Annotated in this window: 20 protein-coding genes; 5 read left to right on the top strand and 15 right to left on the bottom strand. The window is 41.5% G+C overall.

Annotated elements, in window-relative coordinates; all coding sequences use genetic code 11:
• Positions 1–81: 81 nt before the first annotated feature.
• Positions 82–684 (bottom strand): DedA family protein, encoded by a 603-nt coding sequence (locus tag ACZ42C_RS16685; RefSeq protein WP_461181605.1) that lies wholly within the window; start codon positions 682–684, stop codon positions 82–84.
• Between the two features lie 371 nt (positions 685–1,055).
• Positions 1,056–1,655, bottom strand: coding sequence for a lysophospholipid acyltransferase family protein (locus ACZ42C_RS16680; protein WP_461181604.1), 600 nt, complete (start codon positions 1,653–1,655; stop codon positions 1,056–1,058).
• 264 nt (positions 1,656–1,919) lie between these two features.
• On the opposite strand from ACZ42C_RS16680, the gene ACZ42C_RS16675 reads away from it, so the two are divergent.
• Positions 1,920–3,152, top strand: a complete 1,233-nt coding sequence (locus ACZ42C_RS16675) for a serpin family protein (RefSeq protein WP_461181603.1) — start codon at positions 1,920–1,922, stop codon at positions 3,150–3,152.
• A 47-nt stretch (positions 3,153–3,199) separates the two neighbouring features.
• On the opposite strand, the gene ACZ42C_RS16670 is transcribed toward ACZ42C_RS16675, so the two are convergent.
• Both ACZ42C_RS16670 and ACZ42C_RS16665 read right to left on the bottom strand, forming a co-directional pair.
• A complete protein-coding gene (locus ACZ42C_RS16670) occupies positions 3,200–4,804 on the bottom strand; it encodes an ABC transporter permease (RefSeq protein WP_461181602.1) in 1,605 nt (534 codons plus the stop codon).
• Positions 4,804–5,715, bottom strand: a complete 912-nt coding sequence (locus tag ACZ42C_RS16665) for an ABC transporter ATP-binding protein (RefSeq protein ID WP_461181601.1) — start codon at positions 5,713–5,715, stop codon at positions 4,804–4,806. Before ACZ42C_RS16665 ends, ACZ42C_RS16670 begins: the two co-directional genes overlap by 1 nt.
• Positions 5,716–5,863: 148 nt before the next feature.
• On the opposite strand from ACZ42C_RS16665, the gene ACZ42C_RS16660 reads away from it, so the two are divergent.
• Complete coding sequence (locus tag ACZ42C_RS16660) at positions 5,864–6,451, top strand: TetR/AcrR family transcriptional regulator (protein ID WP_461181600.1); 588 nt, start codon at positions 5,864–5,866, stop codon at positions 6,449–6,451.
• A gap of 89 nt (positions 6,452–6,540) precedes the next feature.
• Here the strand turns inward: ACZ42C_RS16660 and ACZ42C_RS16655 are convergent, their stop codons facing one another.
• From ACZ42C_RS16655 to ACZ42C_RS16640, 4 genes are all read right to left on the bottom strand, one after another.
• A complete protein-coding gene (locus tag ACZ42C_RS16655) occupies positions 6,541–7,407 on the bottom strand; it encodes a GNAT family N-acetyltransferase (RefSeq protein ID WP_461181599.1) in 867 nt (288 codons plus the stop codon).
• 58 nt (positions 7,408–7,465) lie between these two features.
• Complete coding sequence (gene abc-f / locus ACZ42C_RS16650) at positions 7,466–9,094, bottom strand: ribosomal protection-like ABC-F family protein (protein ID WP_461181598.1); 1,629 nt, start codon at positions 9,092–9,094, stop codon at positions 7,466–7,468.
• Between the two features lie 131 nt (positions 9,095–9,225).
• Positions 9,226–9,342, bottom strand: coding sequence for an RAxF-45 family protein (locus tag ACZ42C_RS16645; protein ID WP_461181597.1), 117 nt, complete (start codon positions 9,340–9,342; stop codon positions 9,226–9,228).
• A 329-nt stretch (positions 9,343–9,671) separates the two neighbouring features.
• A complete protein-coding gene (locus ACZ42C_RS16640; RefSeq protein WP_461181596.1) occupies positions 9,672–9,806 on the bottom strand; it encodes a hypothetical protein in 135 nt (44 codons plus the stop codon).
• A gap of 305 nt (positions 9,807–10,111) precedes the next feature.
• On the opposite strand from ACZ42C_RS16640, the gene ACZ42C_RS16635 reads away from it, so the two are divergent.
• Genes ACZ42C_RS16635 through ACZ42C_RS16625 form a run of 3 tightly spaced genes read left to right on the top strand, consistent with a single transcriptional unit; the run spans position 10,112 to position 12,532 of the window.
• Entirely contained in the window at positions 10,112–10,867 is a 756-nt protein-coding gene (locus tag ACZ42C_RS16635; RefSeq protein ID WP_461181595.1) for a GTP cyclohydrolase II, read from the top strand.
• A complete protein-coding gene (ribD, locus tag ACZ42C_RS16630) occupies positions 10,860–11,960 on the top strand; it encodes a bifunctional diaminohydroxyphosphoribosylaminopyrimidine deaminase/5-amino-6-(5-phosphoribosylamino)uracil reductase RibD (protein ID WP_461181594.1) in 1,101 nt (366 codons plus the stop codon). Before ACZ42C_RS16635 ends, ribD begins: the two co-directional genes overlap by 8 nt.
• Positions 11,961–11,974: 14 nt before the next feature.
• Positions 11,975–12,532, top strand: a complete 558-nt coding sequence (locus ACZ42C_RS16625) for a 5' nucleotidase, NT5C type (RefSeq protein WP_461181593.1) — start codon at positions 11,975–11,977, stop codon at positions 12,530–12,532.
• A gap of 158 nt (positions 12,533–12,690) precedes the next feature.
• Here ACZ42C_RS16625 and ACZ42C_RS16620 read toward each other — a convergent pair whose 3' ends face one another.
• From ACZ42C_RS16620 to helD, 7 genes are all read right to left on the bottom strand, one after another.
• Positions 12,691–13,074, bottom strand: coding sequence for an SHOCT-like domain-containing protein (locus ACZ42C_RS16620; RefSeq protein ID WP_461181592.1), 384 nt, complete (start codon positions 13,072–13,074; stop codon positions 12,691–12,693).
• Positions 13,071–13,469, bottom strand: a complete 399-nt coding sequence (locus tag ACZ42C_RS16615; RefSeq protein ID WP_461181591.1) for a DUF2089 domain-containing protein — start codon at positions 13,467–13,469, stop codon at positions 13,071–13,073. Before ACZ42C_RS16615 ends, ACZ42C_RS16620 begins: the two co-directional genes overlap by 4 nt.
• Before the next feature lie 151 nt (positions 13,470–13,620).
• Positions 13,621–15,333 carry a thiol reductant ABC exporter subunit CydC gene (cydC, locus tag ACZ42C_RS16610; protein ID WP_461181590.1) on the bottom strand — a complete coding sequence of 571 codons (1,713 nt, stop codon included), beginning with the start codon at positions 15,331–15,333 and terminating at the stop codon, positions 13,621–13,623.
• The gene (cydD, locus tag ACZ42C_RS16605) at positions 15,330–17,060 is read right to left on the bottom strand and encodes a thiol reductant ABC exporter subunit CydD (RefSeq protein WP_461181589.1); all 1,731 of its coding nucleotides are present in this window, start codon (positions 17,058–17,060) and stop codon (positions 15,330–15,332) included. The genes cydC and cydD overlap by 4 nt, the downstream gene beginning before the upstream one ends.
• 18 nt (positions 17,061–17,078) lie before the next feature.
• The gene (locus ACZ42C_RS16600; RefSeq protein WP_461181588.1) at positions 17,079–18,092 is read right to left on the bottom strand and encodes a cytochrome d ubiquinol oxidase subunit II; all 1,014 of its coding nucleotides are present in this window, start codon (positions 18,090–18,092) and stop codon (positions 17,079–17,081) included.
• Entirely contained in the window at positions 18,077–19,441 is a 1,365-nt protein-coding gene (locus ACZ42C_RS16595) for a cytochrome ubiquinol oxidase subunit I (protein ID WP_461181613.1), read from the bottom strand. The genes ACZ42C_RS16600 and ACZ42C_RS16595 overlap by 16 nt, the downstream gene beginning before the upstream one ends.
• Positions 19,442–20,183: 742 nt before the next feature.
• Positions 20,184–22,505: an RNA polymerase recycling motor HelD gene (helD, locus tag ACZ42C_RS16590; protein ID WP_461181587.1), complete on the bottom strand. Its 2,322-nt coding sequence runs from the start codon at positions 22,503–22,505 to the stop codon at positions 20,184–20,186.
• Between the last annotated feature and the right edge of the window lie 120 nt (positions 22,506–22,625).

Here is a 22,625-nt window from a genome sequence, read left to right as displayed (position 1 = left end):
TAAGGATTTACATATATGTTTTTTCTTTTCATTTTTCCGCTTCTCTTTGTTAGAGGGATAGCTGAGGGTCTTGGTTTCACTTTAATCCACCTCCTTATCCTTTATCCGTATCCTGGTTTGCTTTTTCCAAAAATAAAAGACGCCAACAGCAACAGTAATAACAATACCAATAAACCCATATAAATAAATCTGCTGGGAACGGAAAAATTGGTTAAATGCTTCCGTATTGCCGTTAAAATAGTCACCTAACCAGAGCATGACCACACTCCATGGATAAATTCCAAGAAAGGTTAACAGAAAAAATTTACATGGATTAACTTTACTCAACCCGGCTATATAAGAAATATAATTACCAATACCAAATGGCCTGGACAATGCAATACTCCATGTCCCGTAACGATTAAAATAAACCTGGCTTTTCTTTATTTTTTGCTTCAGTCTTCCAGGAAGTGCAGATTCGAGCTTTGCTGCCAAATAAAATGGTATGAGACTGGCGCTTGTGTAAAATAAACTCATCACTGCAGCTATAACAACAATTCCCCCAAACCCGGGTGAAAGCACATACCCGAATGTCAGCACAATGATTACACCGGGAAGTGGTATGGACGAACCTTCCAGGAACATAGCCAAATATAGACCGGGTAACCCTATCGTATTTAACCAATCCAGAAATTGCTGTACCAATACCTTTCCCTACTTTCGGAACAATGGAACTGCGTATGGACCCAGCTTTATTTTCTCTCCGGGTATGTTTTCTATTCACACCTGCATTCGCAAAACACGAACGTCTATGATTAGTTCAGGAAGTACCATCGTTGAAACAGGCGATTTACTATATATTTTCAGCGAGTCCAGTCAGAAAGAAACATTGCAGGAAATTTTGCTGGATAAATAAAATTAATCGCTTGGCAGATTCCAAGATCCATATACTGAGAAAGGTGGACATTGTTCTTTTGATCACATAAGGATGGTGGAGCAGCAGGAAAGAGTATTTACTTATTATAAACCTTAAAAAAACAGCAGGGGGACGCCATCCCCTGCTGTTCTCATTTCCCTCATTCTTTATTCTTTAATTGGTCCTGCAGCATCTTTAATGACTTATCCAAATCCTTCATCATGATTTCCATTGCTTCTTTTTTCGAAACTTCTCCATCTAAATAGATAGGCTCACCGTAAATAAGTTTTGGCTTTACACGAGTGAATAATTCCTTGAAATTATTTGGCCCTACGTAAGCTACAGGGAGAATCGGTGCTTTGGAATAACCCGCAATAGTCACTGCCCCTCTTTTCAATGGGACTTCTTCATCTGTTCTTGTTCCGCTTGGAAAAATCCCCACCATTTTCCCTTCTTTAAGCAATTTTCTTGGTATTTTAATTGTGCTCGGGCCAGGATTTTCACGATCTACAGGAAAAGCATTCAACCCATTCATAAGTGCTCTTAAGAATGCATTTTTAAATAATTCCTTTTTTGCCATATAATGAATTTGTTTTGGAAGCATGGCCACTCCCAGCCATAATATATCGACCCAGCCAGTGTGTGTACATGCAATAATATAGGAACCTGATTGCGGTTTATTTTCTGTCTGATATTCTTTTACTCTGCCAAATATGCTTAAAATAATTTTAACGACATTGGCTGCGAAATTATAAAACATCTTTTCTTCTCTCCCATTTGATTGAATTCATTCGTTTGTTATTATTTTATCACAAAGTGTTAATACCTGGTACTAGGTATTATTTTTAAAAGTGTTTTATGATACCAAAATTATTTTACTATAACATGGATTTAGAATCCATAGAGGCTAAGTAATTATTAAGGTGATTTATAATAGCAATGGTATAGTACGTTTATTTTTAAAAAACAGTAACTTTTTTGACGATAAGACAGACTAACTTATAAAGGCAGGTGAAAATTACCAATGAAAAAATTATTTATTGTTTCGATGGCGATTTTACTGTTGGCAGGCTGTGGAGGAGCGGAAGTCAAGGAAAATCCCGGCAGCTCCGTCTCAGATGTAACAGAAGGAGATTATGAAGATGCTGCTTCAGCCAGTAATGAACTGGGCTTCCATTTGATTGACAAAATAGAAGCGGATACAAACGGCAACACATTTATTTCACCGATGAGTTTATCCTTGGCTTTATCTATGATTTATAATGGAGCAAACGGAGCAACAAAGGAAGAAATAGCGCACGTGCTGCAGGCGGAAAATAATGACTTGGACACCTGGAACAAAGATCATGCATCTTTATTTTCCGTCCTCCAACGCGCAGAAGACCAATTACAAGTGCATATCGCCAATTCCATTTGGCTGCAGGAGCCATATCATTTTCAAGAGGCATTTTCCCGGGACACAAGTAATTACTATGCAGCACAACAGGAAGAAATTGATTTTCACAGCGAAAATGCCGCACAGAGAATAAATGACTGGGTGGAATCAGCAACAAACGGAAAAATTACAGATGTGGTGGAAAATCCGTTAAACCCTGATTTGGTAGCCATACTTATTAACGCGATTTATTTTAAAGGAGAATGGAAGCATGCGTTTGATGAAAATAACACAGAAGACAAACCATTTTATTTAAGTGATGGTTCCACTGAAAATGTATCGCTCATGTTGTTACAGGAGGAATTGCCATACTTTGAAAATGACGATTTTCAGGCTGCCGCTTTGCCATATGGTGAGGACGGCACGATGAGCATGTACGTGTTTTTGCCCAAAGAGCATTCGGACCTGAATCATTTCAGACAAAAACTTACGCACGAAAAATGGAAAGATTGGCAACCTCAATTCCAGGAAGCAAAAGGTACTGTTTTATTACCTAAGTTTGAACTTGAATATGAAATAAATCTTAATAATGCATTAGAGCAGCTGGGCATGGAGTCTGCATTCAATCCCAGCACGGCCGATTTTTCAAAATTGGTTGAGGAAGATGATACGATTTGGATCGATCAAGTAAAACAAAAAACATTTATCGAAGTTAACGAAGAAGGAACGGAAGCTGCAGGTGCTACTTCCATAGAAATGGAAACAACGTCAGCACCCGCAGCACAACCGTTTTATATGGAGATCAACAGACCTTTCTTTTTTACGATTAAAGATGAGAAAACAGGTACTATTTTATTTATGGGAGAAATGGAAAATCCATAAGTGTGAAGGGACTGCTTCCTTACCGACAGGGACAGTCCCTTATAAAATCACCCTTCCACATCGCGTCTCTTATAACCAATAAACCCTGCAACAATTAAAACTACAGCAATGGCGGTAAGAGTAAGCAATGGCACCCATTCCACTTCGTCCACCGGAAGCTGAGGAATATAACCAAAGGGAGATAGCCTTCCCAGCCATTCCGGAAGGTCCAATATTCCTCCCAGATATAAAACAATAAAAGCGTAGAAAAGATATGCCCAAACAAGACTGGTTAGCTTTGGCAAGTATCCAATGAATAGTACAGCTAACCCTAACATGAACAATAAAGCAGGATAATAGATGAGCCCTGCACCATAAATCGTTCCAAAGTCAAACGGTTCATCCATTACCGCTGTTCCTGCAGACCATAAACCAATAGAAGTAAGTGAAAGCATAATAAATCCATTTATAACTGCAATTAAAAAGTAGCTCCCCATCAGTTTCGACCGCGAAACCGATGAAGCCAGTATTTGTTCCAGCCGGTTCTTTTTCTCCTCCCCATAAAGCTTAAGCATAGCCATGACCGGCGGAACGGTGGCAAGTAAACTCATCACCATCATCAGCATGGGAATAAATTGTTCAGTCAGCGAGTAACCTTCTTCCTGCACAAGCATCTCTCTCAGCATGTCATTATCTGAGAAAAAGGCTTCCAGGTCCCCCAGTACGGAACCATAGGATGCGCCCAGGACGAGCATGCCTATCGCCCAGGCAATAATGCCGGCCCTCTGCAACCTCAACGCATGACCCAATGGACTTTGTAAAAAGGCAGAAGCATTTCTTCTTCCCGGCCTCGCCGGGAAAAAGCCCGCTTCCAAATCACGGATGGAATTTAAATAGTTTGCAATACAAAATAATGTGAACGTCACACCAAGCATTAAAAGAATCGGCCACCAATTGTTATTCCAATAAGCTTCTGTTCCAGTAACCCACCCTAAAGGTGAGAACATGGATAGTGTTTCATTACTCACATCACCGATTGCCCGCAAGAGATAAGCAATGAGCAGCACTGCGATGGAATACCCGACCACACCACGGGAACTTTCCGAAAGCTGGACAAACACAGCTGCAACACCGGCAAAGACAATCCCTGTTCCACCCAGTGCAGCCCCGTATAATAATGAGCCTGAAAGATCCATGCTTTCGATACCCAATGCATATAACCCAAATCCATTTATAAGAGCAAGCAATATATTTGTAAATACCATAATGATCAATGTCGCATTTAAATTTTCCAACCGACCTACAGGCAAAGAACGAATCAACTCAATCCGGCCTTCTTCTTCATCCACCCTTGTATGCCGATTCACAAGCAAAATATTCATCAAGCCTACAACTACCGCTGTCAAGAGCAGCATCTGATGAGAAGTCATCGCACCAACTGTATAATTTTCCAGATTTCCGGGTCCCACCATTGCTGTCATTGCCGGGTTCGCCATCGTTTCGGCCATCCCCTGTCTTTCCTGGTCGGTACCATATATCTCTTCATATGCAACAGGAACGATTAAAGTAAAAAAAGTAATACCTATTATCCATAACAAGATGCGTATCCGGTCTCTTCTTAGCATCAGTCCTGCAAGCCTTGATGTATTTCTAAAATTGGAAAGCAATCCCATCAGGATTCACCTCCTGCTCCCGCTTCCTCTTTATGTTCGTAATGCCGCATAAACAGATCTTCCAGCGCAGGTGGCGCACTCTCCAGTTTTAAAATGCCGTACTGGCTTATATGTCTCATCACTGCATCCATTTCTTCAGTATCTACTTGTAAAGAGAGTCCCTGGTCCGTATTTTCCAAATCATGTACCCCTTTTAAGCTTCCCAAAGAAGGGATTGCTTCCTTCGTATCCACAAGTATATGTGTGCGCGTAAGGTGACGCATCTCATCCAAGGAACCGGATTCAATCATTTTCCCCTCTCTGATAATGCCTACACTGTCGCATAATTTCTCCACCTCGGATAAAATATGGCTGGAAAGGAGCACGCTTTTACCTTCACTTTTGGCTTCCTTGATTGTTTCCTGAAAAATCCGCTCCATAAGGGGGTCAAGCCCGGAAGTGGGCTCATCCAGGATGTAAAGATCAGCCTCCGATGAAAAGGCGGAAACTAGCGCAACCTTTTGTCTGTTTCCTTTAGAATAGGTGCGGCATTTTTTGGTGGGATCCAGCTTGAATTTTTCAATAAGCTCTTCACGTCTGGTGTTTTTACTTTGTCCGCCGCGTAATTTGGTAAATAAGTCAATGACCTCTCCCCCGGTAAGGTTCGGCCATAAATTAACATCTCCCGGTACATAGGCAACACGCTTATGCAGTTCTACTGCGTCCTTCCAGGCATCTTTGCCGAATATTTCGGCTTTCCCTTCTGTTGCTTTTAAAATACCAAGCAGCACACGAATTGCTGTTGATTTACCGGCGCCATTGGGACCAATAAAACCGTATACTTCCCCTGCATTTACTTCCATGTTCACCCTGTCCAAAGCAGTAAAGCTTCCGAACTTCTTCGTTAAATTCTCCGTCTTAATAATACTCATGATGTACCCCCTTTTAATTATAATTATGAAATATTTTAACCTCTATAGTTCATAATATATGAAAGAAGTTCTTTTATCAATAGTTTATGAAATATTAATGTTGTTTTATTACAAAACTTTTATTACACTATTAAATGAGGTGAAAGAAATGAACGGCTTCGAACGGAGAAAAGAGCTGAAGAAAAATAGTATTTTGAAAGCATCCTTGGATTTGTTTATGAAGTACGGTGTAAATAAGGTTTCTGTTGCTGAAATAGCGAAAGAAGCAAATGTTTCTCAAGTTACAATCTATAATTATTTCGGCAGCAAAGACGACTTAATTCAAAAAGTAATTATTTATTACGTAGACAAAGTATGGGCGGAATATGAAGAACTATTGGATAGCGACATTCCCTTTCCTGAAAAAATAAAGCAGATTACATTTCAGAAAGGGGATGTGGCTGGTCATATAAACGAAGATTTCTTCGGCTATTTTATGAAGGAATACGCAAGTGGCAACAGTTATATTGAGAGATTTTATCAGGAAAAGGCATTTCCCCGGCTTATTGAATTTTTTAATGAGGGGAAGAAACAAGGGTATATCGATCCGGACGTATCGAACGAAGCTATTTTAGTGTTCATTCAGATGTTTACGGAGTATATGCGGCAAAAGGGAACTGCCCAGTCCATTCTTCCTTTGACAGAGGACTTGACAAAGCTGTTCTTTTACGGGATTGTTGGAAGGAACAAAGACTAGCCCACAATCTAAAAAGGGGCACACGTAATTTATCAGCGTGAACAATAGCCCCCAGCCAGATGGGAAATAAGGATAAATATCTTTTCCCGCTACTTCAGCTTTTTCTCCGTTTTTATAAAATAATACAACTTATGTTCCACATTAAAACCGACTGACTTATACAAACCAAGCGCGTTTTGATGATCTGCGCCTACAGTTAATTTGATCTCATCGATCGAGTCAAAAGTAAAAAGCCAATACACCGCCCCTGTCAGAAGCTTTTTTCCACACCCCTTACCCCGGAATGCCGGATGCACTGCAATAAATTCAATGGAACCCCCGCCAAATTCCGGGTCTGCTTCCACATAAACATAGCCTGCCAGGCGCCCCTCATCCCTTAGGACAAAAGCTGTGTTTGTCTGATGAAGCCGCTCGATTATTTCCCTGCCGGAATAATAGGTCCCGGGAAATGCCTCATCATGCAAGCGGATAAACTCAGGATGATCCGCCTGTGTAAGTGGTTCCAAATCAGTCTTTGGAAGTTTTTTTAGCTGTTCTTCGGAAAATATTAGAATAGCCTGATCGGTTTTTTGTTTAAATTGGAGCTCTTCAGCAAAATCTTTTACCAATACATTTTCTCTATTGGGAAATAAGATGAAATGTATTACTGTTGGCGACAATTGTTCAAGCAGCTTTTCCCACAAGGCAAGCGCGAGATCAATTTCGTATTCGCCATCAATAAACGGCCCCCACACTTCTGCTGTATCTTCATCTGTATCAGCACCAATCCATCCAACAAGCCTTCCATCTTTTACTGCAGCCACCATTTCACTGACGTCTTCTGTTATCGCATTTTCGATCTCCTCTGGGTCTGTCCCGCAAAAGCCGATGTGATAAGCGTTTTGCTGATTCAATATAGAAATGAAGTTTGCTGCATCTTTTATTGATATGTCTTTTCCGTTTACTATTTCCTTCATCCGTAATTCCTGCCTCTCATAAAGATTAGACTGGCGGAAGGAGCATACACTCCCGCCTCTATAATTCAATACCTTTTTCCCGTGCATACGTGTAATTTCCCTCATACCTCGTTAATTTTCCAGCAACCAGCCAATACGTTACCGGAAAAATTTTATCCAAAAAGTAGCGGTCATGGGACACGGCCAGGACTGTTCCGTTGAATTGCTCCAATGCATCCTCCAGTACTTCCTTTGACTCAATATCCAGATGGTTTGTCGGCTCATCCAAAATGAGCAGATTATGATTCTGATAAACAAGCTGTGCGAGACGCAACCGCATCTTCTCCCCGCCGCTCATGCTGCCCACTTTTTGAAAGACCGTTTTACCGTAAAAAAGAAATTTGGCTAAAATATGCCGGGCCTCCCCTTCCGTCACAGGTACTTCTTTACGAAATGCTTCCAGAATCGAACAATCTTCATCGATCTCAGCCATATGCTGTGTTAGAAAACCAACGGACAGGTTACTGCCAAGTTTAATTTCACCGCTATCTGCCTCCTCGGCTCCCAGCAGCATATTCAACAGTGTTGATTTCCCAATACCATTCTCCCCCACAATAGCAATCCGTTCCTGGAATTGAACGTGCATGTCGAGTCCGGAAAATAATGGCCTGTCACCGAATGATTTGCTCACCGCTTCCATGATTACCACATCGTTTCCACTACGTTTATTTGTCTTGAAGTCCAGGCCGATTTTTTTCTGATCCATAACCGGCCTCTTTTTCACTTCGATTCGCGCAAGTGCTTTTTCCATGCTTTTGGCACGACGGTGCAGTCCATCATTTGGCGGGCTGGCCTGGTTTGCCCATTCCTTCAGCCTTTTAATCGTTTCCTTCATTTTTTTGATCTTTTTTTGCTGATCCTCATATTGCTGAAATTCACGGAGCAGTCTTTCCTCACGCTCTTTTACATAACCTGTATAGTTTGTATGATATTTAATTAGCTCCCCCTGATCCATTTCCAAAATGGAGGTTGCCGTTTCATCCAAGAAGTAGCGGTCATGCGAAACAATAATTACGGTTCCATCATATTGCCGAATAAAATTTGTCAGCCATTCGATCGCAGGTAAATCCAAATGGTTTGTCGGCTCATCCAATAGCAGCAAATCCGGTTTTGCAAGCAGCAGCTTTGCCAGCCCAATTTTTGTCCGTTCTCCGCCGCTCAACTGCTGCCATTCTTTTTTTGCCAGTTTTTCAATGTGCAAACCGCTCATGATCCGCCTTACCTGTGCATCCATTTCATAGCCGCCCTCCTGCTGGAATGTTTCCTGCACAAGGCCGTATTTTTCCATTATACGTGACAGTCTATCCGAATTCGTTTCCACTGCCATTTCCTGTTCAAGTTCAGACATTTTTATTTTTAATTCTTCGATGGAAGCAAACACTTCATAAAGGATCGATTCCACATTTTTTTCTGCGTTCGTGTTGGGCTGCTGCTCCAGAAGTTCCACACTTAATCCTTTTTTCCATGTAATCATACCGCTGGACGGCGCTGTTTTCCCTGCAATCAGATCAAGTAAGGTGGTTTTCCCTTCCCCGTTCCTGCCAATTAGCCCAATTCTGTCTCCCTGTTTCATTTCTGCTGTGATTCCGCTGAATACCGTATTTGCTCCAATGATCTGTGTTACATTTTGTATACTGCATACGATCATCATTCTCTTCCTTTCCGTTCAGAAGAGACATTTTTTTGAACACAAAAAAGACCGCAGAGAACCATTCTCCACCGCCTTTATTTAAAAATATGCCGTTTGTGGTCAGATGTCTCTTACTGGTTTTTTTCCAATTAAGTTGTCTTAAAAAAGGACATACGTATCCCATGGTAAGAAACATTGGAAAAAAGCGCATAACAAATCCAAAGATATTCCGTGAATTTTGAAATGCCACTGCCAGTAATCTTCACCTGATCCACCTCCTTTTCGTTATGGTCATAGTTTATGGGAAAATACAGGGAAAGTCAATAATTAATTTTCAACTGGAAACTTAATTCCTACTATAATTACATTATTTCCAGCACGTTTATAATAGATTTTAAATCTATCAACAATTATTCTATTTGTATTTGTGAATTCATTTCTTTCTTCTATATACCTCAAACTATTGTTTCATTTAAAAGCTTTTTCTCCGTATTTTTAACCATTCTGGAAATATATTGATATGTTTCGTGAGGAGTAAATCGATGGGAGTGAAAGGATTGCAATTTGAGTCTGACAGGAGATGGCCAAATTACTTTCATTTTTTAAAGTCTTCCTTTGATAAACATTTTAATAGTTCAGAAGTTGATTGATAATCCCCCTTTTTATATGCCTCCATACTTTCACGAATCATCTCCTTAAGTTCTTCATCTGCATCAATCTCTTCTTGCACTGAAGCACCCTCTTGATAAACAATTGTAAATCTGCCTTTACCGGGTAACTGAAATTGTTTAACTCTTATTCATATCCTTTAACTCATTAAAAAGTTCTTGTGCGGAATTGATATTTTTCATCTTTATAACCTCCCAGTTCACAATTTATTAATCAGAGTATACATTGATCTTATACCATTCTCAATCACCCTACATCACTAAAATTCACATCCTCACATAAAAAGCACTCCCCCGAGAAAGAAAAATTGATGATAATCACGTTTTCCAATATACTAAGAAGACGGAAGTGAAAGGAGTCGACAAAATGGGACATCTCAACCTTGAATCACATGTGTTTTCCGTTTTAAAAGACAAAATCCAATTAATTAAAAACAATGGAAGTGCGATATATTTAGTCGGGCCCATTCAATTGCCCGTTAACCTGTACGGGGAAACAGTCATATTTCAATGGTATTGCTGGCTGAATTATGATGAAGTAACTGAGGACTACGAAAAAATTATTGACAATCTTGCTTCAGCAAACCTCGCCGAATACCAGCAGTCCAGTGTGCTTGTGTACGGAGATTTTGCAAATGATGACGACGCCTTAATCAGACTGCACTCCATTTGTCATACAGGGGATATTTTTGGCAGCAAGCGCTGTGATTGCGGGTTCCAGCTGAAGGAATCCATGAAAAAAATCAAGGAACACGGAACCGGGGCATTATTTTATCTGGCCAACCACGAAGGAAGAGGCATTGGTCTGTTCAGCAAAGCGATGGCTTATGTGCTGCAGGAGAATGGATACGATACAGTGGAAGCAAATGAAAGTCTCGGCTTTGAAAATGATTTGCGAAAATATGATGATGCAATTACGGTTTTAAAAACACTGCGCACAAAGCCTGTTACATTGATTACAAATAACCCGAATAAGCTGGAGGCCTTAAGGGATTCAGGTATGTCTGTTGCAGGCAGGACACCGCTCTGGGGTGATATTTCCGAGTACAACAAAAAGTATCTGGAGACGAAGATTAGCAAATCCGGTCACATTGAATCAGAAAGGACATGCCCAAATGACTAGTCATGCATTTTATATGGAGCTCGCTTTAAAAAATGCGAAGGCTATGAAAGGACAGACAGATCCGAATCCGCTCGTTGGATCAGTCATTGTGAATGAGAACCGTATAGTTGGTGTGGGAACGCATTTAAAAGCCGGGGAGCCCCATGCAGAGATTCATGCCTTAAGGATGGCAGGGGACCTTGCTCATGGCGGCACTATTTATGTCACATTGGAGCCCTGCTCACATCACGGGCGAACAGGCCCATGTGCAGAGGCAATTGTTCAGGCAGGCATTAAAAAAGCAGTCATAGCGACGCTCGATCCGAACCCGAAAGTTTCCGGAAACGGTGTAAAAATTTTGCAGGATGCCGGTATTGAAGTAATTACAGGTGTACTGGAAGAAGAATCACGGAAAATGAATGAAGTGTTCAACAAATATATCGTGGAACAAAAGCCATTTATAACGTTAAAATCCGGTATTACGCTTGATGGCAAAGTAGCCAGCCATACTTTCAACAGCAAATGGATTACTTCAGAAGAGGCCAGGCTTGATGTCCATAAAATGAGGCATGAAAATATGGCCATTCTTGTTGGGATCAACACTGTTTTAAAAGACGACCCTGCATTAACCGCACGTATACCCAATGGAAAAAATCCACTCAGGGTCGTACTTGACTCTTCCTTGAAAATTCCGCTCGACTTTCAGCTGGTTAACGACAAACAAGCGGAAACTTGGATTTTCACCAGCCAAAATCATGATTCGGACAAACGAAAAAAGCTGGAAGGTAGAGGGGTAAGGGTGTTCGAAACCTCTTCTGCGGATAGCGTAAATATTCCGGAAGTGGTGGAGAGATTAGGCAAAGAAAGTATTTCCTCCTTAATGATTGAAGGCGGAGGCAATATAAACGCATCATTTCTGGAAAATCAGCTCATTGATAAAGTCGTATTATATTTTGCCCCAAAACTGATCGGCGGAAAAGATGCGCCTACCTTTTTGGAAGGAACCGGCATCAAGCTAATGAAAGACGCAGTTGAGCTGAAGGACACAAATGTTGAGAAAATCGGGCCGGATTTTAAATTTATTGGATATCCGATGTACCCGAGCGATCATTAATCGGGGGATATAAAATGAGATTTGGTTTTGACATTGACGATACATTAATTAACCTGAGGGAACATGCTTTTTACATTTACAGAAAGAAACTGAACAACCAGGTTCCCCTTGAAGTTTTTCAGGGATTGGACAGGGTGGAAATTCATGAACCATTTGGTTTGACCGATGCAGAAGGTAAAGACATGTGGGAAAGTTCACTGGAAGAAATCTATTATACCGACTGTCCACCATTTCCCGGAGCAGTGGAAACCTTGAAAAAACTGGCCGCGGATAAACATGAGATTTATTATATTACAGCCAGACCGGAAAAACATGGTGAACGCACTAAAGAATGGATGAAGGAACGGGGCTTCCCTATCCGAGATGACCGCTTCTATTATGGCATGAAGGATGAGGAAAAAATACATATAATCAAAAATCTGAAGCTTGATTACTATGTGGATGACAAACCGGCTGTGCTTGAAACTCTAATAAATGAAAACATGCATATCCTTGTCAAAGATCAATCTTATAATAGAGATGTGGCATATGACCGAATTATTGACTGGTCGGACTTCCCTCTCTTTATATAAAGAGGAAGCTTTTAAAGTAATGTTCAGCAATAATCCACTTTCATTGGGGAAATGCGAATTCATGAATAACAGCGCACAGCAGAGTTCAATAGTATTAGCATACCGAAAGCCTTGTGACCGGGTCTGCAAGTGGGGGCAGGTAAACTGCACCCACTATTTTATTCTATATAAACAGCTACTATTTCTCCTGAGGATGACTGGATATCAACAATTTTTCCTTCCATTTCATTATCAATCGCTTCAATGATTACATCCATGTCAATGTCACTGGCGTATTCCTTAGCAGCAGGTATGTTTCCCGCAATGCCTTGCCCCAATTTAAGCATGGTTCTGACAAACCGGACAGGTACATTGACATTCACCTGATCTTTTTCGTCTGAATAAACTCTTATTTTCAGCATTTTATCCAAATAGGATTTGGTAGATGTTTTCCTTTCTGCATCCGGAACTTCCCTTAATGCTTCTATTAACTCCGCCGCCTCCCCGCTTTGCATTTTTCCATCCTCCACCATTTTCAGTACCCTTTTGATTTCTTCACTCATTTCCCTTCTCCTTTCTCCTCATCCTTTAGTAATTTAATCGCTTCGTTTGAAGTGATTTCTCCTTTTTCCAGCATACTGATCACTTGATTTTTCGTATAAGCGGTTGTTCTCTTTTTCTTCATTTTATTCTTTTCAGGCCGCAATATCTCTATAATCTCATTCAGTCTCCCACGTACCGTCGGGTAGGAAATGCCAAGTTCTTTTTCCACTTCCTTGATATTTCCCCTGGAAACAATAAAGGTTTCTACAAAATCCATTTGTTCCTTGGATAAAGACGAAAATCCGGAAGGCTTAAATTTATTTTCAATCGTCGTATGACAATGAGTGCATTGTAATTTCGTCACATGCAGTGAGTGGCTGCAAACCGGGCAGGTATTTAACATTGAATAAGTCATCATAAACCCCTTTCATTATTTTCAGTATAATTAATAATATCAATAATATCAATGGTTATTTTAAATATATTAATAAAAATTAGTTTATAAATTAAATATTTGAATGTAATTTAAAAAAGGTCAGAAGAAAACTCTCCTGACCTTCTCATACTTATAACAAGTTACTTTCCAGCTTCTGCATTTCATAAAAGTACCCTTTTTGGGCCATTAATTCCGAATAAGTGCCTGATTCTTTCACTCGGCCTTGTTCCATGACAATAATCTGATCCATTTTTTCCAAGCCGGTTAATTTATGGCTGATCAAAATGACTGTATCTTCGTTGCCACTTGCAAACAACTGCTGGAAAATAGCACTTTCTGTTACTGCATCCACCGAGGATGTCGGTTCATCCAACAGCCACAGCCGTTTTCCTTTCAACATGGCGCGGGCCATAGCAAGACGCTGTCTTTCACCGCCGGATAGGTTCCCCCCCTTTTCATAAACGGGTTCATCCAGGGAAAAATGCTCAAGACGTACATCGGCAAGCACTTTTTCCATCTCTTCATCTGTTGCCGATTCATCACCCAGCTGCAGATTTTCCTTTACCGTTCCATAGAAGAATTGATTTTCCTGCAAGACTACATTGGCTGCCTGCCAAATACTTTCCTGCTCTATAGCAGCCAGCTCCATGCCGTTCCATCGTATTTTACCTTGTTCCGCCTCATACATATTCAGCAGAAGCTGAAAGACGGTTGATTTCCCCGACCCGCTCGGACCAACGATAGCAGTCTTGGAACCTGCAGGAATAGTAAGGGTGACATTATCCAACGCTTTTCTCCATTCACCCGGAAATGTAAAATCGACATTCTCCATTTCAAGGGAAACTGCTTTATCATCTGGTAACTTATGCAGATCGCCGGTTCTCTCTTCATCTTCCGCCTCACTGACAGAAAGAAGCCGGCTCATCGCTTGTTTTGTTTCATTCAAATAGACAGGAACACCTGCCATTGCAGGTGTATCTTCAAATATTGTAATAGAAAGCATCACCAGCATGGCAAGGAAAACCCCTTCCAATTGGCCTGCTGCAACGAGCCAGACTCCCATGGCAACGACAACCCATGTGATGAAAAAACCTGTCATCGTAATAATGGTTTCATTCCATTGCAGACTTTTCCCTTCCTTTTTTTGTCCGTTCAAATAAGATTCTGAAGCTCCTGCAAGCTGTTCTCTCTTTTCTTCCAATTTCTGATATATTTTCAAATCACGAAATCCATACAGAAATTCCGATACTTCCGCAGAAAGTCTTCCTCTTTCTGTTCGTACCTGATTATCCAGCTTTCTTTGTTTTATGGTAAATAGGGCAGGAAAAACAAATCCAGTCAATAAGAGCCCGATCAATAATACTATTGCCGTATAAACGGAAACAAATATTGTAAATAATATGGTACTCAAAAATACGATAGCCAAAACGATGGGAGGATAGAACACGCGCAAAAAGTAATCCTGCAGCCGTTCCACATCCCCCACCACTCTGGAAAGCAGATCACCACTTTGATATTTTTGAAAAACACCCGGAACAACCCTCTCGAGCCTTTCAAAAAAAGATACTCTAATATTACTTAGAATGGTAAAGGTAGCACGATGGGAAAAATACCTTTCCGCATACCGGGAAATAGCCCTAATAAAGCCGAGCAGCTTTACGGTGGAGATTACTATAATCAAAGCATACAGCGGTGTTTGTAAGGCTGCCTTCGAAATCAAATAGCCGCTTGCGGAAAATAGCCCTACAGCAGCAAAACCCGCCACCACACCGAGCACGATGGATAGAAGTATATCCCTTCTTTCCCTGAGCATCAGTTTCGTAACCACTTTGAGCTCTCTCATTGCGGTGTCCCTCCTTTTTGAACGGAAACCATTTCCCTGTATTCATTAACCGTTTCATAAAGTTCTTCATGGGTACCTTTGGCCAAAAGTTTGCCATGTTCCAGGAAAAGTATTTGATCGGCATCTTTTATCGTATGCAGACGATGAGCCACCGTAATCACAGTAGCATCCTTGGATAACTCTTTAATGGAAGCCTGCAGCACCCTTTCTGTTTGCAGGTCGAGACCTGTCGTTGGCTCATCAAATAGAATGACGGATGGCCTTTTAATAAAAGCCCTTGCCAGTGCCAACCGCTGTTTTTCCCCTCCGGAAAGACCGCGGCCCGCTTCCCCGACTGTCGTATCATAGCCATCATCAAGGGAGGCGATCACCTCTTTTAAGCCTGCTTTTTCAGCTGCTTCTTCCACTTCGTTCCGTGTCACTTCTCCATTTCTGCCAATGGCTATATTTTCCGCTATCGTTCCGGAAAACAAATACGGGTTTTGTGATATATAACTTAACCGGTCAAACCATTCCTGCTCCATGTACTCGGATAACTCTTTTCCATCTGCAACAATTTTTCCTTCTTTTGTCGGCAGCAAGCCCGCCAGTAAATGGAGTAAAGTCGATTTTCCGGATCCGCTTTTGCCAACAATCGCCACGCTGGCATAAGGGGGGAGAACAGCATTTATTTCTGATAAACCAAACTGCCCTTCCCCATACTGAAACGTCATATTTTCCAGTACGATTTCTGGAGGCCGGGAAGAAATAAACTTCTCCTGACCCCATTCCACCGGCTGGTCTTCCTTTTCCAATTCCTCGGAAATCTTGCTCATTGCTCCCATACTGCTCCGTCCATTATGAAATGCGGCCCCGAGTTCTTTAAATGAACTGTAAAATTCCGGCGCCAATAACAGAACAAAAAAAGCAGTAAAAAAAGAAATGCCATCAAAAACGATGAGCTGCAGTGCAATTTCAAGGGCGACGATGCCAATGGCAAGCATGGAGATTAACTCAAGCATGAACGAAGAAGCAAAAGCTACTTTTAAAATTTCCATTGTGGCATCCCGGAATTGCAGACTGCTTTCTTTAATGGCCTCTTTTTTCTTTTTTGCCTGTCCAAATAATTTCAATGTTACAAGTCCCTGGACCACATCCAAAAATTGTCCTGAAAATGCAGAGAGCTTTTCCAGCTGTTCCTCTGATTTTTTCTTTGTTTGCATTCCGATAATAACCATAAACAAGGGGATAAACGGGGCAGTAATTAATATGATAAACCCGGTATTGGCATGCTGGGTGAAAATGACGATCAGAAGTACAAGCGGGATGATAAGTGAGCGGATCATCTGAGGGATATATGCACTGAAATAACTATCCACTTCATCCACCGCGTCCATCAAGAGGCTTGTCTTTTTTCCCGATTGGGAGTCAAAGGAAGCCTGAATCGGATTTTCGGAAAGCTTTTTTAAAAGTGCATTGCGAAAATCCTTTTTTGCATCCACACCCATCGACACACCCGTGACTCCAATACCATAACTGCTTATCGCCCTGATAAGAAGCACAACAAGCAGTCCTGCCAGGAGAGGGAGAAGCGTACCAAACGATTCCCCCTGCAAAAATACGCCATCAATGACAGATACAAGGAAGTACGCCTGAGCTACGATCACTACTGCTGTCATCCCGGCCAGCAATACCAGAGAGACGAGGCTTTTTTTCTGCTGTTTTAATGTTTGTTTTACATAACTCATCGAACGTACTCCTTTCCCCTATTTTTTCCCTTTCACATAATCCGCATCAAACAGGAACAGTTTCATCAGCAGTATGATCGAAGGGATGAGCAGGAACAAACCGGCAATAAAAGCAATGATTAGCGCAATGCCCATCGATTCATGGGTTGCATGTTCGTAAATACTAATATAAGGGTCCAGTATATAAGGCAAGTGACTAATACCGTAACCGAAGAAGGCAAAAAAGAATTGCAGCATCACGCTGATGAATGCAAGTCCATAGCGTTTCCCTTCATATAATAACCACATGGCTATCATAAAAAACCCAACCGATAATCCAAACATCCACCATAAATCAATCATATTCTCATAATGTCTTTCATTGTGCTGACCTAAAGCAATAAACGTCGTTAACGCCATTACAATCGTCGGGGTTCCCCAAAACAGTGCGTATTTACGGACTAGTTTTAATGCCTCCGTGTCTTTGGCCCTTGCTGCATAATAGGTTAGGAAGCTGGCACTGATAAACAGCACGGAAACAATAGCCAAAAATACAACACTCCAGGAATACGGGCTCGTCAGCAATTCCATATATTGAAGTGAAACCTGCCCATTTTCCTCTACAATAAATCCACCCTCGGACATCGTAAGTGCTGTGGACAGGGAAGCCGGAATTAACAGTCCGGTCGCCCCGTACAAGAACATATATACATTACTTTGTTTAGACCCATAGTTTTCAAATGCGTAAAATGAACCACGTATTGCCAGTAATATAATCGCAATACTCCCGGGAACAAGCAATGCTGTCCCATAGTAATAGGCAGAATCAGGGAAAAAGCCGACAATACCTACAAAGAAGAAAACGAAAAATACGTTCGTCACTTCCCACACCGGTGATAGATATCTGGATATTAATTGATTAATAATATGGTCCTTCTTCGTAACCTTTGCATAATAGGCAAAAAAGCCGGCACCAAAATCCACAGAAGCTACTATTAAATAACCGTAGAGGAATAACCATAGTACCGTAATGCCAATTATTTCGTAGCCCATGATTTATCCTCCGTTTCTACCGTGGGGTATTTTTTCTCCAGTTCTTCCTCGGCAGGGTTATTGCGGAACAGCTTGCGCAGGACGACCACACAAATTGTGCCCAATACTGCATATAGAGCAAGGAACAGGAAGAACATTAATCCGACATACGGTGAAGATGTTGCAGCTTCTTCCACCGTCATAACACCCCGCATGATCCACGGCTGCCTTCCCAATTCCGCATAAAACCAACCAAGTTCAACCGCCAGCATCGCAAGCGGACCGCTCATCCCAAGTAATATGAGCATCCACCTGCCATGTTCATTAATCCGTTTCACTCTCGTAAAGAGTAAATAAACGAATGATACAGCAACAAGATACATCCCAATTACTACCATAAAGTCAAACAAATAATGCACCAATAACGGTGGGGTTTCTTCTTTCGGAAATTCTTCCAGACCAATGACTTCACTGTTAAAGTCCCCATGGGCCAAAAAGCTTAAAAATCCTGGAAATCTAAGGGCACCCACCGGTTCATTATCCTCATTCAGCCAGCCAAATAGTACCAAATCCGCATTTTCTTCCGTTTCAAAATGCCATTCTGCAGCTGCCAGTTTTTCCGGCTGATGTTCTGCCAGGAATTTCGCTGAAACATCACCAGCCAGGGCTGTCAGCAATGAAAAGACAAACATAACCGCCACTGTCAGCTTTAACGCCTTCTTATGGTAAGCAGACGATTTATTCCTCCTCTTTCGTAATAGTTGAAATGCCGCAATGGCCGCAAGAATTGCTGCAACCGTCACGTAAGAAGAAGTCAATACATGGAATACTTTCGTAGGTGTTGCAGGGTTAAACATCGCTTCAATCGGATTGATTGCCGCAACTTCTCCACCACCGAGCGAGAATCCTTCCGGTGTATTCATAAATCCGTTTACGGTTGTAATAAAGAACGCTGATAAAGCACCGCCTATCACAACAGGGATGGAAAGCGCCCAATGTACGTATGGGTTTTTAAATCGATCCCACGTATATAAATAAATCCCCAGAAATATCGCTTCAAAAAAGAAAGCAAATACTTCCATAAACAAAGGCAAACTAATGACATGTCCGGCAATTTGCATAAAATTGGGCCATAACAATGACAGCTGCAAACCAATGGCTGTCCCTGTTACCACACCAATGGCAACCGTTATAACAAACCCGCGCGCCCACCTTCTTGCCAGCAAGAGATAGTGCGGGTCATTCCTTCTAATACCAATAAATTCTGCTATACAAATCATCAAAGGCACACCAACGCCCAACGTCGCAAAAATAATATGAAACCCAAGCGTCAGCCCAGTCAACAATCTGCTCATCAAAACCGGATCCATCTCCAGCAATAGCCTAACTCCTCTCATGTGGGACAGGGGGAACAAGTCCCTTGTTCCTGTTTAATAGGGACAAGAACACAATCCGCTGTCCGGCCAGTTTTTCACTATACCCATAGTATAAATGATATATATCACTTATAGTGGAGATGCTCTTGACAATTGGATGGCGTTCCTATAACAATTTGTTGAACATTGTATTTTAAAAGTCATAAAACTGCAGATTATACCTTATAAGGTAAATTCTGCAGTTTCTTATTATGTTTGAAGGAGCCAGACTTTTATTAAGTTAACGAGCTAATATGTTTTCAAACGTCAATATTGTCCTTATCACGCTGATAAAACTGACTGGAATTTGATACCTTCTCATAAGATGATAAACCCCTACTGCAAAAGTGTTGTGTCAATGGCGACAACTTCACCTTGAATCCGCCTACTTTTCCAGTTATGTCTATAGGAATAAGATAGACCTGCCATGCAAAATCTAAGATGAGGTGAAAAAAATGAACCAAAAACAAAAAATAGCTTTCCTCTTCCCACCAAAGGAAACCAGGGCGGCAGAATAAGTGTCACCCACGGACTGGAATTTAACCATCCATTCCAGGAAGAGGATGCACAAGCAGGCGATTCTGTTGATGAACATAAAAAATTGGAATCCGCCAATGAAGAAATTGCTGAAAAAGAAATATCGCAGCAGCTTAATAATAATTAGCGAATGGGAACAGAGGAGTAGATTCCTCGCCCCCTACATTTGGGACAGTGGATCTGTTCCTCCGTCCCATTGATCCTCCGATGCCTCTTTAATGAATCTGCATGGTTCACCGGCAGTCAGCATCTCCAATGCGTGCATGGCTCTTGTGCAAGCGGTATAGAAAAGCGTTCTGTCCGTCTCCTTGTCATAGCTTTGTACTGAAGCATCCGGTATAATTACAGCGTCAAATTCAATTCCTTTCGCCAGATATACCGGCAGAATCAGCAGGCCTTTTTCAAATTCAAATGTTTCTTCATCCACTTTTTTTACAGCTGTTTTCTCTTTCAGCCATTCATACACCCTATTGCTTTCCTGCTTCGTTTTACAAATAATCGCTATACTTTCATATCCTTGTTCCCGAAGAGCGCCCGCCTTTTCCAGCAGAACTTCAGCAAGCTGCGCCCTCCCTATCTGTGTAAGTCTTGGCTTCTCTCCTTCCCGGTCAAAGGGATCAATCGGCTCCTCACCCGGAGCAAAATTCTTTGTAAATTCCACGATCTGCTTTGTTGAACGGTAACTCTTTGCCAGGGTGATCCGTTCTTGATGATCCACGACATCGGATGGTATGAGCGGATTTTCCTTTGTTGCATAGGCATAGATTCCCTGGTTCACATCTCCAAGCAGTGTCATGCGCGTATATGGAAAAATTTCTTTAATATATGCAAATTGAAACGCCGAGTAGTCCTGCGCTTCATCAATGACCAATTGCCGAACAGCCCGGTCCGCCTGATGCCCGATCAACCGACCTTTAAAATAGGCATACGGTGCAGCGTCTTCCCACATCAGGTGCTTTCGTGATAAATGAGAAGCCGTAAAAGCACAAATCTCCTTCCAATCTGCCGGAGGGTTTGCGGGGTTCCATGAAGTGAACATGGTCCGATACGTTGCCACCACATTCACAAATTGAAATTCCTTAATGCGCTTTTTTATTTTTGCGTATACACTTTTTACGACGGCGTTTCTTAAAAAGTCTTCCTCTGTTTCCACGTCATTCACATCATCCTGGTCCTGCGTCCGGTAATACGCTTTTAAATAAGCTTCCTTATCCAGCAGTTCCACTTTCTCCATGACCCAGTCCTCGTACTTTTCCTCCATCATCTTTTTTTGCAGCTGCTTAAGCAGCCAACCGGAAAGGAGCTCCATTTTATTGGGTATCTCCAAATCTTCCTCCAGATGGTAAAAATAATTATACTGTTCCTCCCCGGAGATCAGCACCCGGTTTTGGAAAGTAATGTTTTTAAAGCGAATACCTTCGTACTTTAAATAAGAAACAAATTCCTCAATCATCTGTTTAAATTCCATGCCCGATTTAAAATCAACGTTCTTCATCCGATGGCTATATTTATTACTCCCCTCCTCCGTCAGCACATATTCCATCTGCTCAAACGGGGATTCCATGGTAAGTTCGCTGCCAATACTTTCTCCCAGAAAATCCATAAAGGTAATTTGTTTAATATTTTCCTCCCCTAATTCCGGAAGCACATTCGCAACATAACTTGAAAATAAGGGATTCGGGGAAAAAAGCACCATATTTTCATCATTCAATTCCCCCCTGTACCGGTACAGTAAGTAGGCGATACGCTGCAGGGCGGCAGACGTCTTTCCGCTCCCCGCCGCACCCTGAACAATCAAAAGCCGACTCCGCTCATTACGGATAATTTTATTCTGTTCCGCCTGAATCGTTGCCACAATACTTTTCATCGTCGTACTGGCATTGTTCCCAAGCGCCTCCTGAAGCAGACGATCTCCTATCGTAACACCAGTGTCAAACATGCCTTTAAGCTGGCCTTGCCTGATAATAAATTGCCTCTTTAACGTCATCTCCCCTTCAATCGTACCTTCCACCGTATCGTACCACGCTTCACCGGGGGGAAAATCATAATAGATACTGCTGATGGGAGCACGCCAATCATAAATTAAAAATGCTTCTTCTTTACGATCCATAAGCGAGGAGATGCCTATATAAATTGGCTCCGCTTCTTTTTCGTCCACTTCTCTAAAATCAACACGGCCGAAATAAGGAGAATCCTTTAAACGTTTCAATGTTTGCAGTTCTTTCGCAAATTGCCCATGTGTCCTTTCCCTTTCCGAAAGCAGTTCTGCCTGCTGCTTCATACTCGTATGTGTTTCTATGACATCATCGGGCTCATCCAGATTAACGGTTACATCTTCCCAGAACGTTTTACGGAGTTCAATGACACTTTCTTTGACACCAACAGTTCTGCCGTAGATTTCCTCTTCTTTTTTACCAATCTCACGAATAACCTCGTTGATTCTTTGCTGTTCCTCCGCACGGTTTAACTTTTCATCACCCATTGCCTTCCACCCCGTTTTTTAAAAATTTATTGATATTTTGTTGACTGCAGATTATATCGATGGTATAATTAAGATGGATAATTATATTTAAAAATTTTATATACAGTTTACTTTTTAAGT

This window comes from Virgibacillus kimchii, from assembly GCF_055379185.1.
Note: the sequence above shows the minus strand (reverse complement) of the source record. Positions and strands in the feature narration are given on the sequence as shown.